Raw genomic sequence first — 14,409 nt, forward strand, 5'->3', positions numbered from 1 at the left:
TGACAGGAATGCAATCTTACCACCATGAGCTTTTGAGTTTATTAGGCGCACAATATAAAGCGGTTTATTCCTGAATTAGGTGCGGAATGAAGGTTGTATTGTATTAAAATGGTAAAACTTTCTATTCTGTGACTTATGTGGATAAAGTCCATTTCGTCCCGTTTGATTGATGCATAGGGGCGATATCAACCATTGGAATAACAAATTAGCGTTTATTTATCAGGAGACAAATATGGGGCAGTGGCGATCACGATTTAACGGTCGAATAATATTACTATCGGTAGTTGTATTCTCATTTTCAATATCTGCTATTGCCGCAGGGCCTGATTGTTCAGATATAAATGGATGGGCAACGCAGCTTACTGCGAATAGTTTGAATGACTTTGGTATTGATAGAAATAATATTGATTTCGATAAAACGCAAACATCATTAATTCTTTCTGAGAAATTAAATAAAAGTGAAGTAGCTATTATTCTACAACATGAAATAGCTAAGGCTGAAAGGGACAAAGTACTGCATGATAAACATGAGTTTGATGATGTTTATTTATCTCAGCCGATTTATAGGCAAATGTATTATGTAACATTATATCAAGAAATTTAAATAATTTTTCAAAATAATAGATTCCTTGAAGGGAGCTTAGTCCAATTTTGGCGTTCTGATCAATCGCCAAAAATCACTAAAAGGACTGAGTTACGCCAATTATAGTACCCATATCCCAAAATGAGCGAAGCTTAATATAAAAAATTATTCAGACAACTCAAGACAAAAATTACTAATATATATGGGATCATAAAGTACAATCACATCTAAATAAGCTGAAAAAATAAACAAAAAAAATTAAATATGAGGATGAAACATAAACGAATTTGGATGGAAACTCAACTTTTGGAGTAAGTATTATAAGCGGGGTTTTTGCGTGTGGATAATATTTAATTATTCATACGATTCTCCTAGTTTTGTAACAGTAGTAATACAAAAAAACTTGCTATTAAAATAGATAATAAAATCTATAATAGCACTGTGTCGGAATAACCATTTTTGCAAAAATAATATAATAACTCACTCGACACGATTACGTGAAACGCTAGGTGTAATCTAGATAATTATTTTTGCAATTATATTCTATAAGGAACATATTATGAAAATTTCTCCTCTGAACTTTCCGCCTATTAACGTTACTATCCCTGGCAGTGATGGTTATAAATTTCACTTTGAAGGGCGTGTAACTTCAATTACTCAGGGCCACATAACTGCCTCAGGATTGGCAGATTTTATAGATGTGCCGATTAATTGGGGGGCAGGTGCCATTTCTGGTGCTGAAAGAAACTTTGATATTCCTTTCATCAATTTTGGCGATTTTAATATTAAAGTCGATTCGATAAGAGCTGACAATATTATCAATGCTATTCCTGGTTTTACGCATGAACAAAAGGCTAAATTAGAAAGCATTATTACTGAACAGAAAGCATTAACTAATAAGACCCCTCAAGAAGCGACAAAAAATTTAGCGGGTATGACGCTTGAAGAACTAGTTTTATATCAACGTTACATCTCAGAATTTCAAAAATCCAAATCTGAAAAAGCAATTGAATCAGTGAATAAAGCACTTAATATTATTAACAATACACCTGAAGGATTAACGTTAATTGATGCTAATAAGTACCCTTACGATAAGAAACATACGACAAATGTGGGCATAATTAAATTGACATCTAGGGTAGTGATTAATTCCCAGAAGAATTTAGATGATTTTTTAAATAGTGAGATTAAAAAGTCTGATGATTTTTGGAATGAGATTGGAAATAAATATCGAAGAGCTGTTAGAAATTTGTTTTTGTATTATAAGGAAATGAAAGCTAAATTAAGTAGAGCGCTCACTACAGAAGTCGCTCGATTAAAAAGAATTAAAGAAGATCTTGAAAAATCAAGAATAGAAATTAATGAAGCTATTCATGACGGTCAAAACACAGCAATTCCGCCTTCGGTGAAGCAATTAATTTTTGCCAAGTTGTACCCGAAAGAAGCGTTCGAAATTGGCCTTTTTAGTCAGGGTTCGACAAATATCACCACCAATGCAGTGCGCTTTGCAACCCAAGGTGATGAGAAAAAAGGGGGATTCACTCAACTCAAGGACATGCAGGGTGAAGGAACGCAGGTGAATGCTTTTCGACATACTATTTGGCAGGCTACTCTGTCAGCCAGATATGGGGAAAAAATTGCTAAACATGCAGGTGATGCACATGAAGTTGACCCTCGGGTTGATCTGAATATCCGGCAATTTGTAGTTCTCAATGATGCTGATCAGACTATTGATTTACTTAATAACCAAATAGGCCGCCATATTGGGTTGAGCTCAAATACAACATCAATGAAAATGTTAGCGCTCATCGCATTAGAAAAATTTCATAAAGAAGGGTTATATGTTGCCGTTAAGAATGCTCATGGTTATGAAGTTGTTAAAGAAAAAATTTCCGATGTACAATACGCTTATATGAAGTCTGTATTTGAAAGCCTTGATGAAAACGGCAAATAAAACAGTATAACTTATTGAAAAATAATAGCTAATACAAAACCTCAGATGAAGATCTGAGGTTTTGTGTTAAAAGCAGAAAAAATTATGGCATATGGTTACTATGTATAACTTATACTATATCTATCCTGATATAAAAGACATTCAAAATCCTCAAAAAATAATTACTAATAAGTGACATTTTATTATAATATAAGAAAGAAGTATGAATAAAAATTAGTTATGTATAAGGAGAAAATTGAAGATGAAATTAATGAATAAAAATTTATCTATTGTTTTAATCATATTTTCTATTTTTGTCTCTGTTTATTTTATTTTTTTCAAAAAATGGGATGTTAGAGAGGCCATTGCCGATTATACCAATGAACATTGCCAAATAAATCAGGAATGCTTAATTGATTTAAGTAAAATAACACCATTTCATTGGGATCGTGCCTATATATTCCCTACAGGAACTCGTCCTAAATCTATAGAAAAGGCGATTGGTATGCATTATCAATTTATTGATGTTGGGGTGAAATTTATTTTTATCAAAAACAAAGAAATCGTTTATTTTGAAGAATACTTCCCTTATCCTGATTATCGTGACAAAAATCAAATTGTACCTAATTTTGCCAGTTTACTATATCCAGAGAGTAATTTCCCTGAATATTACTTTTTAACAAAAGAAAACAGTCAACTGTTTATCAAAAGATATCATGGCACATCGAGCAAACGTAAGCGTAATATGTTCTATGAGATATCTCCCTCAAATGAAAATCAATCCGAAAAAAATAACCTATATAAGGAATAGTTGCTTATTTTTATAGAAAATATTGTTGGAAGTGTAAGACGCTATGGTTTTGCTTTACAGTTAGCGGGCATTTTATGATGGTTTAAAAGGCATGTTGGCTCTACTATGGTATGAAAGTGGAAAAATATATAACCTGCAATTTACTATTTTGAAAAGTTGTTTATTGTCAATTGGAATTATTGAAATATTCAATATACGTAGCAATAAAAAGATCCCTCATTTGAAGGATCTTTTATAAAAGAACAAATTAATCAGATTTACGATTAATTATTTCGCCATTAGTTGTACTAGCTTCGGTTTCATTACTATACGTTTTCACCAAAGGTATTTTGCCGGACAATACACCTTCCTGAACTGCTTTAACAATTCCGCTAACAGAATCAGGTAATGCAACGTTACCGCCTTTACTATTGTCATAGCTAGTAACAGATTGTTGTTCCACATTTTGGGTATTAAGAATGACATTACCTTTCTCGCTACCAATTTGCCCGCCAATCAGATGAGTATTTCCTTTTACATCTAAATTAACCCCTTGATTACCGGAAATAACCGATTGTTCGCCGACATTTTCTCGATCTTTAATATCGACATTGCTTTTAAGTTTACCTGTAACCCCATTAATACCTTTAATATTATTAAGACTATCAAACGCAGAGGTTAATCTTTCCTGCCATCCTTTCGGTTGTGGCTCTTCGGTTGGATTTTTAGATGGATCATCTTTCAATACCTCATCTTTCGACACATCGTCTTTAGACGGATCATCCTTAGTTGTTTCGTCTTTAGGGATATCGTCACTTTTTACTTTGGATTCTTTAGTGTAATTCACGCCAGCATCAACACCGACATTTAACCCATGTTCAGTATCCTTACGGCTTTCAACGCGTAGATCACCACCAATACTGCCTGTTACCTGATCCGCTTCTATTCGTGCTCCGGCAACTGTCGTATCCCCGCCGCTGTTGATCACGACATTTTCACCTTTGATATGGCTATTACGTTGGGTTGTTGCTTGCAGGCGATCAATACCTGCTTTGACTTCCCCGCCGAAGTTCTGTTTTGTGGTCGTGGTGGTAGTGTCATCCTCAGCTTTCTTGATCGAATTTGCATTCCCCCCATTGCCTTTCAGGTTAAATTCCCAACCATCGTTATTAGTGCGGTCCTGAGCAGATACCAGTTCAACATTACCTTGTTTAGCATTCAGGTTGATTTGCTTACCGGTCACTTCAGCGCCTTTCAGCGTCAAGTTATTGCCTGCATTTAGATTGATGCCTTGTTTACCGCCAATCTCACTGACCTGAGCTGTGGTACTATTCTTGCTATCCGTGTTGTAACCGCCGCCAAGACCGATATGAACATTCTTGCCCTCTGGCGAATTCCCCCCTTTAGCAGAAGCTTCGCCGTTATAACCGGTCGCTGTTTTCGTTACGCTATTGGTGGCGTTATCAAAACGGATATCACCTTTAGCATCGATATTGGCTTTGCCAGAGCCAGCATTCAGAGATGTGCCTTGATATTCAGCATCCCTTTCGACGCGAATATTAATATCATCCGCTGCGGTAATCCGGCTGGTTACTGCTTCGGTTGTCACAGTATGGCTGCTTTGTGTGCCGCCTTTGCCTTTACCATTACCGGAGATATCTTCACCGGTGGTGGTGTAAACACGTAAGTCAGCATTGCCGCGGGTTTCACTGTGGCTGCTTTCGTGATGATTCTGTGCTGCTTCACTGTTATGGCTACCGGCAGTCAGTGTAACGTTACCCTTATCAGCACGATATTGAGTACCTTGGTCATACAGTTCGCCGTTGGTTTTAATGACGATATCGCTAGCCTGAACAGAAGTCACAACCGCTTCGGATTTTTTGTTCGCGGTTACGATGCTACTGCCGTTAGCGGCAATATCCGCTCCGAAATTGGGTGTGCCTTTTTTGGTTAAAGTGCCATCCAGCGCAGATTTAGCAGGTTCTTTGACCACTTTCTCCATTGGGCGAGTGACCGCGCTATAATCGACATTGACACCAATATCTGTGCCAACTTGTAGTTTGTGGTTGGTATTTGCTGTCGTATTCGATACGGCCAGATTGCTGACTTTGCCTGCCTCAGCGGTATAAGCGCCACTGACTTCATGCTTCGTCCCTTCCTGAACCAATTCACCGTTGGCTTTAATGTTCAAATTACCTGCGATCTGAGAACCGGAAACAACGGCAGTCGTACTGGTATGATTGTTGTTGTTACCTCCATAACTACCATAAATACCGGAACCGACTTTATCGATTCCTCCGGTAAGATAGGCGCCAACGTATTTTTTACTCTGAGATTTCTCTTCGGATTTTTTATTATCCGCGGCTAACAGATGAACATTCGCACCGGTGATCTTAGCATCACCTGTAGTCGTCACCAGATTGGAACCACGCAGGGTGACATCTTTATCAGCATCGAGAGTGATGCTACCTCCACTTAACGTGGAAGCTTGCTGTGTTATCGTCTGATTTTTTTGACTGTTACTGGTATGTTCAATACCTATTCCGGCACGATACTGTTTATCCCCCTTTGGTTGGAAGTGGATTTGCGGCTCCAGAGAGGTGCTTTGTTTATCAACCTGTTTCTGTTCGCCATAAGAGAGCACGTTGACATTACCGGATGTGTTCAGGTTAAGCGCACCGCTACTTCGCACCTGACTGCCAATAATATTGATATCTTCATCACTGAGTAATTTGAGATCCGCTTCAGAAACCAACTCGCTGCCATGAGATTTCTGTTGCTGGCTATTGGCTCTTTTTGAGCTGTTAGTGATGTTGAGTACGGTGCCTGTTCGCTCATCAACTTTCTGGTCGATATAACTGACCGCATTATCGATGGTTACTTCACCACTATTAGCATGTACAAAGGCACCTTGAGTCGCTTTTACTTTACTGCCGGTAATCGCTATACCTTCATGACCTGATAGCAATAAACGCCCATTGGCCGTCAGTTCAGACGCATGGCTGGTTTCTTTCAACTCACTATTGTCTTTATTCTTGCCGCCGCCGATACCGCCCCAGTATCTTTTATCATCACGTACAGCAGCGCTGTTAGCCGTTTTCTGAACATCGATTTTCAGCTGTTTACCGGCTTCCAGTGTCAGATTTTGACCTGCATGGACTTTCGCCCCCAAAATCTCGGCGTGATCTCCCGCTTTAATATCAAGATTACTACCTGCTTGTAATTCACTGGCAATTAAGCGCTCGGTCTGTTTACTCTCTTCCCAATTTCCGGTCTGCAATTTAGCCGTTTGATTTTTTTTATAACCTTTTTCTGATGATGTTTCTATTTCAGTTAAACCGGCAATCTGCACATCCTTTTTCGCGGTAATAGCCAGCTTATCGTTGGCATTTATTTGACTGCCTCGGATCTTAACATCGCCTTCAACGGCATTTAAATTCACATTCTGCCGGGCGGTTATCGTATTCCCTGCCTGATGTAGTTTTTCACTTTCCCGAGTCACCTCATTACGCCGGGAATAACCCCATTGGTTATCAATATTTTTAGTGGATTGCTTTAACTGCTGCCCATCTAAAGTCAGATTAGCGCCACTCAGATTAACATCATCACCCACGATATCAGTGGCTGCAATTCGGGTATTATTGTTGGCGACCAATGAGATATTTTTGCCTGCTAGTTGAGTGCGGGCAAGTGACTGGCTACTTTTACTCTCATTGGTATAAGAACCGCTGAAATAGCTTTGGTAATTATTGCTACCATCACGGCTATATGCTGATTCGCTGACTTTACCTTTTACTTCAATATTATTACCTGTGAGCGCAACATTTCCGCCTTGCAGGTGTGCCGCTTCTAAATTGAGATTACCGTGGGAATTAACCGTAATCTCATCACTGGCAGTGAGAGAACCTTGCAAATTAACTCCACTGCCTTTTGCCGTATTAAGTAGACGGATACGTCCGGCTTGCATACTGCCGAGATAATAGCTATCCAGCACATCGGTTAACTCTTGTTGAGAATCAAAGATTTCTCCTGTGGATGAAGTTTTATTTTCACCACTGATCGCATTAATCTCTTTTTGAGCGGTGACTGGGCCTCGGCTGTCAATTTTGGGTGCGATAAGATCAAGGATCGCATTGGCGATTAAACCGTCCGATTTAATTTTCAGGCTATTCTGATTATTAAACATACTAAAACCTTGCAAATCACCTTGTTCTACCAATGGATTACCCACAACCAGAGAAGCGCGGTTAGTATTGATAAAACCGCATCCATTACAGGTAATGCCGTTTGGGTTTGCCAGTACATAATCTGCTGCTATGCCAAACACCTCCTGTTGACCTAATAACAGGGAAGGGTTCCTGCTGATAACTTCATTCAGAATCAGACTAGCGGCTTGACCATTTAAATTAGGGTTAGCGGCGAGCTGACCGGCTAATTGTGATTGCCCCTCTTCCAGCGCGTTATTTAGTACGACGCCCATCTGACCGACGTTGTAATCCAGATATTGGTTATGTGACAGCCCGGAAGAAGAGGGCGTCACGATATTCACAACCGTTGCTTTACCTTCGGCCGCGAAAATATCGGGATGGTGTGCTGGATCGCCACCACCAACGATTTCACTGGCAAAACTGGTAGAACAAGAGACAAGAATGATTGCCATAGAAGCGGCAAGCTTGCCGGTAGGGGATAACCTGAATTTTTTGTTTTTCATACATTAAGTCTCTATATATTTAGTTATATTATTGTGTGTACAGCATTGGGTACGGCTTAAAACCATCAAAAGGTGTAAGAAAAACGGACTAGCACCTGAATGGGTTCATCCGATGCTTGGCGATTAGAAAATAACTTTCCTCGACTGGTTTCTATATCGAATACCATGCGCTGGTATTTCAGCGTGGCGCCGGAACTGATACCGGCGCTGCTTTGCCAACCTTGTGGGCTGCGATATCCCTGAACCCGGCCAGTATCAATGCCGATACGCAGTGATAATGTGCTGCTGGCGAGGGGAAATGTCCGGGATAGCGTATTTTGCAGATACCAGCCGTTATCCCCGGATAGCGTATTTTTGCTAAATCCCCGCACTGCATTCCGATCAGTGATATTTAGCCATTCGACGCCGGGCAGACCGCGCCGGTTGTATTGTCCATAAAACAGGTTATTGAGCTGATAAGACGAGTTGAACAGCATAAAACGCTGATGCAGATTGACCATCAACTTGCCTTTGGTGAACTGCTTATCGAGATAAGCGGTTCCGATTTGTGCTCCAAACCAAGGCAAACCCTGTTCAACACTCAGATTGAGCGTGATTAATCCGGTTGGAATGATATGTAAATGATTAACGCCGAGCTCAAAGACACTCAATGTTTGGCTACTGACGCCAATCTTGGCATTGTCGATGTAATTATTGTAATTCTTGTAAGTTAATTGCCCGCTGACACTATTAATCTGAGATTGATTACGATAGAAGGCAAAATCGGAACGCATGCCGATTTGCTGAGTATCACCATAAATCTTTATGGTTCTCATTTGTAAATGGGGGCGGCTGGCATATTGGGAATAACTACCAAACCCACTGAATGTTGCTGCGCCATAGGGCACCGAATAAAGCAGAGTATAAGCACGGCTATACCGGTTTGATGGGCTATCTAACGTACTACTGGCATTTAGACTGATGAAATCGGATAAACCAAATGGACTGTCAAAACTGATATTTGTGCGGACCAGCCATTTCCCAGTACTCTTTTGCCCATAATTATCAGTTTTGATATTCAATAACCAAGGCTTACTGCGCTGATTATGCAGTTTGATCACTGAGCCGCCATTTACCGTTCCCGGTAAAATATCCAGGGTGACTTTATTGGACTGTAGCCGGTTAGCCTGATCTAAACCTTGATCGAGTTGTGTGATATTGAGCGGTTGTTTTTCCAGACCGGGAAATAACATACGACTATTCACCCAGCGATCACCGCCTTCGATTTTTTCAATAAACCCTTCGATAAGGTTTAGCCCTAACTCTCCATCGGCATTAGGCGCAATAAACTGAATACGGGCGGTGATATAGCCTTTACTGATATAAAGGTGAGTCAGTTCGTGGCTGAGCCGATTGATATCATGACTGCTGATACACTCCGGGGACAAAGCGCTGAGCGTACTTAAATCCCGAACCGAGAGCAGAGAAATCCCTTTAAGGTAAACACCGGTTAACGGCAGACATTGCTTAGATTCCGGCAATACCGGCGCAGAAGTTGACTCAGGAACGGTATTAGCCTGCTGCTTCAATTGCTGATATCGGCGTTGTTCTATCAGTTGGTTAATTTCCCTGGAACTATCTTGCAGCGTTCTTCTAGCCTCAGTCATTGGCAGATTATCATTTACCTCTGCCGGTGAAGCGATTATCTGAAAGGAAATACAACCCAATATTAAAATAGATATTCTTTTTATCATTCATTCACCGATAAGGATGATATTTTATTCCATAAAACATAAATATAGGGTGATAGCCCGATAGTAATGACATGCGTATTGGCTAGTTTATTTGTTATTAAAGCACACTCCTGGTTATATCTTGCTCTGATTAACGAGTGGCGTTTCTTTTATATCTCGATTTTCTATTAGAAATTTCAATTAGTTGGTTATTCGGATAATAATGAGTTAATAAGAGCAATGATTTTATTGCTTATTAATGAATTAACTTAAGTGGAATAAGTAACAGGTGATGTTTTTTTAAATAATAGCGTGGGTTGTACTAGGAAGATTTTTAAAGAAAGGAAAGCTTAATCTAAGCAAGTAATAATAAGCTAAATTTTAATTCACTGTTACTTAGCTTGATAGACGATAATGTCAGATGTAATAGTCCCTGTAAGTTATTTTAGCTAAAGGAATCAATAATAGAGAGAAAGTCATTTGAGCCGATAACAGAATAATTGTCGGAAGATTGTTAAATTCATGGAGAAGAATAGACTTACCTGGATGTTAGATGCTTTTCTCTATACGGTGGTGATATTATTATATAAATTAGTGTTTATTGCAGATATTTAAGTAAAGTGAAAAATACTGGAAAACTATTTTAATAATTTTCCAGTAGAAAATGACAATATACAAATGATTAGTTATTAGTTACTTCAACATATGGATCATATCGATAATAGCCTAGGAGTTTTTTGCCATCATAAGCAGCAAAGAACCATGTATATTGCTCTACACCTGGTCTATGAGCTATTGCTTGGAAATAACTGTCTTGAGATTCAACAAAAATTACCTTAGGTTCATCCTCATTCGCATTAACTCCTGAAGGGACCATTGGAACTTTTTTGCCTATAGGGTTCTGTGACCATATTTGTGATGGGACAGAGACGACATCTTGTCCTGTACTAAGCTTTTTGAATTTATACAGTATAATTGTATAGTCGAAATTATTGGATACCGTTGTCGCCCTCCACCTAATATTTGCATTAATAGGAACAGTTACACGAGCACCAGATGAACTCGCCACTTTTAGTCCAAACTCTGGAGTATAATTAGCTATATATACATGCTGACGGATAATTGTTGGCTCTTTAGGGTCCAGAGAACTTTTAAGATTATTAGTGCTAAGATATTCAATTATTGAATCAATATCAATAACAAAGGTCACATCAGCTGTAACAGCGTTCCTGGTTATAGCAATATCATCTTTACCCTGAATGATTTCACTCATTATAACACCTCTTTACATATTTAAACTATTTATTAGGAATTGAAAGATTATTTTGTTTACTAATTATTATTCTAATAACTTTCTTTTTATATAATTAACTATTAAAGTTGAAACAGCTACTGGTATAAATCATAGTTTATATGGGAAAATTACTCATATATTTATTAGGTATTACTTCATATGATTCAATACTTTAATTAATTTATTGTTGTAAAGAACAAAACATAATTTTTTAGAGTAAAATATTAAATAATTACTTATGTTGACTTGAAAATGGTTTAATATTCTTCATATGGCTATAATATGTTTTTATATATATAATTTTTCATGATTATTAAATTTTCAATCCTATTGATATAATTTCTCTTGTTTACGAATAATACATGGTGGCTTATCAGATTATGCCTCTGTATAACAGTAAAGAATTATTTTCTCTATTAAGTCTAATTTCTGCTACTATAATAAAGATTAGGATTCACTATCAATATTCTTAATTTTCAAGAGGACATTGAATGAATATTTATCGACCATATACCTTACCTTATAATTTTCATAAATTAGACGTAGATCCCCATTTTGTGGCTGAAATTTGTGAACTTATTAACAAAATTTCGGGGTTTAGTTTGTTCTCCCTTTTATTAAAGGCGCGTTTTCCTATATCTAACCGAGAAGTGTATTTCTTTAATAATTATCATGAATCTTGGAGAGCCCTTTATATAGAAAAAAAGTATTGGATGATTGATCCCGTTCTAAATTTCCGACCAGTGCCGCCTTCTTTTTCAAAAATATGGGATTTGGATTTCTTTTCAAAATCTAATGGGCAAGAACTTTGGTATGTGAATCAGAAATATGGGTTTCGCTCTGGGATCACCTTTGGTCTTCCTGCATTTTCAGGAACTTATGGAGTATTTTCTGTTGCGGGAAAAGAGGGGCCTATTGATAACGAGACAATGTATAAATGTAGTGGAGAAATTTTAGGAGTATATATTAGGATAATAAGATACTTAACATCACACACAAAGTATTTACAATCGTTCTATATCGATAATACCTCATTTTCACATAGAGAATTAGAGGTATTAAGGTATACCGCAGATGGGATGACATCAATTGAAATTGCATCAACCATTTGTGTCACTAAAAGTACAGTTGATTTTCACCTAATGAATATCGTTAAAAAACTGGATTGTAAGAACAAATTCCAGGCAATAGCTAAAGCTGCATTACTTGGCTATATATAACTAATATCAATTTGTAATTATCAGATGATTATATTTTCTATCTTATAAATTAACTCAATAATTAATCCTATTGTTCAAATGGATTATCAGGAGAATTTGAACAAAAACTGACTTTTTACCTTTGTATCTTTATTGGTGCCATTGTAAATAGGAATTGGAGATATTTTCCTGACAAGATGACAATGATATCTATTCAAAATATAAAATCAGGCTCAACCAACACACTTTTCCTTTGGCAGAATTGTAATATTACGGTTCTGCCTGTTCCTTGTTTAATATACCCGTCATCTTTCAAGTTGCCTCTTTGTTGGCTGCACTCACTCACCCCGGTCACATAGTTTGCTATGTGACCGGGGATTCGCTCCCTTGCCGTCGCGATCCATCTTGAAATCCATTGGGTATAATTGTGAAATTAATACAAATTGGGTGGTTTATGGCCCTTCTGTGATTTACATGGTGTCGCAATTAATCCGTATTTGGTCTAAACCTGGTGAAAATATCGTTGTTCACACCCCTGCTTATGATGGTTTTTATAAAGTTATTCAGGGGAACAAGCGGCAGTTGCTTGCTTGCCCACTTGAGAAACAAAGTAATAACTGGATGTGTGATATGAATCAACTTGAAACTTTGCTATCGCAACCAGAAACCAAAATATTATTGCTGTGCAACCCACACAACCCAACGGGCAAAGTCTGGAGTCATTCTGAACCTAAAACGATGTCTGAGCTGTGTGAGCGTTATAATGTTAACGTTATCAGCGATGAAATTCATATGGACATGACCTTGGGAGATACAAAACATATTCCTTGGAGTGAAGTTGCCACGACGCATTGGGCGCTAGTGACCTCAGCATCCAAGTCATTTAATATTCCTGCGCTTACCGGTGCATATGGTTTTATTAATGATGATCATAGCCGCGCAGCATATTCTCATCAACTCACGCAGTGTGATGGATTATCTTCTCCTGCTTAAAAATGAGATAGAAAAAAGCAATTTATTTAATATGAAATCATTATTGGGCGTGCCACTTTCCGACTTCTGATAAAAGCAACTTCTTCCCTTGAGTAATTTCTAATATCCCGTCGAGATATATTGTATATGTCGTACCACGATTAATGAATTCATAACCATATAAGTTACAGGTTCCTGTCTGACAGTTTTTATTTAATGTTTTTCCTTTAAGTCTCAGCGTGGCGCTATCTTTTTTTCTTATTCCAGTATACACAACGTCATCACAGGTAACTTCACCTTCTGGGCAAAGAACATTAATAGTGATAATAAATTTTTCCGTTTCCAATGACGAAGTATAAGACGCAAACGATGTATAAGAATGGGAAATAGAAATAATCCCAATAAGAGTAGAAAATATTTTTTTTACCATTTTTCATAGACTCCACTATTAAATATTTTTAACTCAGCTGCTCGTCGGTTTATTAAGCCCTGATTGACCTTGCCCTGAGATTTATTCCATACTTTCCAGGCATCATCAATGCTGTCATAACCTGTCTTCGCATTTTCATCATTTATCATTTTGACAACAGATGATTTTTTGAATCCACCGATACCAATGTTATATGACAGCAAAACTAAAGCGTCGGACTCGTTTTGTTTTATTTCCTTTGTTATTCCATCATTTACCGCTTTTTCATAAGGTGCAAGAGTATCTTTGAAGAGCTGTTCTGCTTCATCTTCCGTAATGCCATTTTTATATGTATCCCATTCACTTTTTGAAATCAATTTACCATATCCGATAGTTGCCCCTTCAGTCCAGTTGTCTATATTTTTGCCTGTTTGGTCATTATATGGTTTCAATCGCAGTACTTCGATTTCTTTTAATAAATTCAATCCATCCTGGCTTATGGATTTTTCATTATCACCTGAAATAGCACTGCTTTTGGGTTGAAGTGATTGGCTTGTAGGTGTTGCCGTAATCGGACTATTTACAGGTACAGATGGTTTTTTTCCTTCCTGACTTGTCGAGGGTAAAATTATAGGGGCAGTATCAGTAGAAGGGGATTTAGTTATTGTCGCAGGTGGAACAACACTGCTTTGACCACTACCGTTATTTAAGCCAATTTTGGAACCATTAATCAACACCCCGTCGGCGTTCAGGGTAATGACGGAGCCGCCAAAGGTGAGAGTGATGTGCTCTTTGGTCATCTCAAT

The 14,409-nt window shown here is 37.9% G+C and carries 9 protein-coding genes and 1 pseudogene; 5 read left to right on the top strand and 5 right to left on the bottom strand.

What is annotated here, in order from left to right; genetic code table 11:
- The first annotated feature begins 232 nt into the window (after nt 1-232).
- The 3 genes from BA1DRAFT_RS20390 to BA1DRAFT_RS20400 all read left to right on the top strand — a co-directional run bounded on the left by BA1DRAFT_RS20390 (nt 233) and on the right by BA1DRAFT_RS20400 (nt 3,327).
- Entirely contained in the window at nt 233-604 is a 372-nt protein-coding gene (locus BA1DRAFT_RS20390) for a hypothetical protein (RefSeq protein WP_036783162.1), read from the top strand.
- A 538-nt stretch (nt 605-1,142) separates the two neighbouring features.
- Nucleotides 1,143-2,537: a DUF6973 domain-containing protein gene (locus BA1DRAFT_RS21505; protein ID WP_051560903.1), complete on the top strand. Its 1,395-nt coding sequence runs from the start codon at nt 1,143-1,145 to the stop codon at nt 2,535-2,537.
- Between the two features lie 241 nt (nt 2,538-2,778).
- Complete coding sequence (locus BA1DRAFT_RS20400) at nt 2,779-3,327, top strand: hypothetical protein (protein WP_036783164.1); 549 nt, start codon at nt 2,779-2,781, stop codon at nt 3,325-3,327.
- Between the two features lie 247 nt (nt 3,328-3,574).
- Here BA1DRAFT_RS20400 and BA1DRAFT_RS20405 read toward each other — a convergent pair whose 3' ends face one another.
- The 3 genes from BA1DRAFT_RS20405 to BA1DRAFT_RS20415 all read right to left on the bottom strand — a co-directional run bounded on the left by BA1DRAFT_RS20405 (nt 3,575) and on the right by BA1DRAFT_RS20415 (nt 11,002).
- Nucleotides 3,575-8,017, bottom strand: coding sequence for a hemagglutinin repeat-containing protein (locus tag BA1DRAFT_RS20405; protein ID WP_036783167.1), 4,443 nt, complete (start codon nt 8,015-8,017; stop codon nt 3,575-3,577).
- 65 nt (nt 8,018-8,082) lie between these two features.
- Nucleotides 8,083-9,750, bottom strand: coding sequence for a ShlB/FhaC/HecB family hemolysin secretion/activation protein (locus tag BA1DRAFT_RS20410; protein ID WP_036783170.1), 1,668 nt, complete (start codon nt 9,748-9,750; stop codon nt 8,083-8,085).
- A gap of 661 nt (nt 9,751-10,411) precedes the next feature.
- Nucleotides 10,412-11,002, bottom strand: coding sequence for an inclusion body family protein (locus BA1DRAFT_RS20415; protein WP_036783173.1), 591 nt, complete (start codon nt 11,000-11,002; stop codon nt 10,412-10,414).
- Between the two features lie 512 nt (nt 11,003-11,514).
- On the opposite strand from BA1DRAFT_RS20415, the gene BA1DRAFT_RS20420 reads away from it, so the two are divergent.
- Entirely contained in the window at nt 11,515-12,243 is a 729-nt protein-coding gene (locus tag BA1DRAFT_RS20420) for a LuxR family transcriptional regulator (protein WP_036783176.1), read from the top strand.
- 399 nt (nt 12,244-12,642) lie between these two features.
- A pseudogene (locus BA1DRAFT_RS20425) lies at nt 12,643-13,212 on the top strand (aminotransferase class I/II-fold pyridoxal phosphate-dependent enzyme); the annotation flags it as partial.
- Nucleotides 13,213-13,255: 43 nt separating this feature from the next.
- Here the strand turns inward: BA1DRAFT_RS20425 and BA1DRAFT_RS20430 are convergent.
- The gene (locus BA1DRAFT_RS20430; RefSeq protein ID WP_051560905.1) at nt 13,256-13,624 is read right to left on the bottom strand and encodes a hypothetical protein; all 369 of its coding nucleotides are present in this window, start codon (nt 13,622-13,624) and stop codon (nt 13,256-13,258) included.
- Nucleotides 13,618-14,409: lysozyme (locus BA1DRAFT_RS20435; RefSeq protein ID WP_200868811.1), on the bottom strand; the 792-nt coding region annotated here is incomplete at its 5' end. The genes BA1DRAFT_RS20430 and BA1DRAFT_RS20435, both read right to left, overlap by 7 nt.

Source organism: Photorhabdus aegyptia (assembly GCF_000612035.1).
Lineage (GTDB): Bacteria > Pseudomonadota > Gammaproteobacteria > Enterobacterales > Enterobacteriaceae > Photorhabdus > Photorhabdus akhurstii.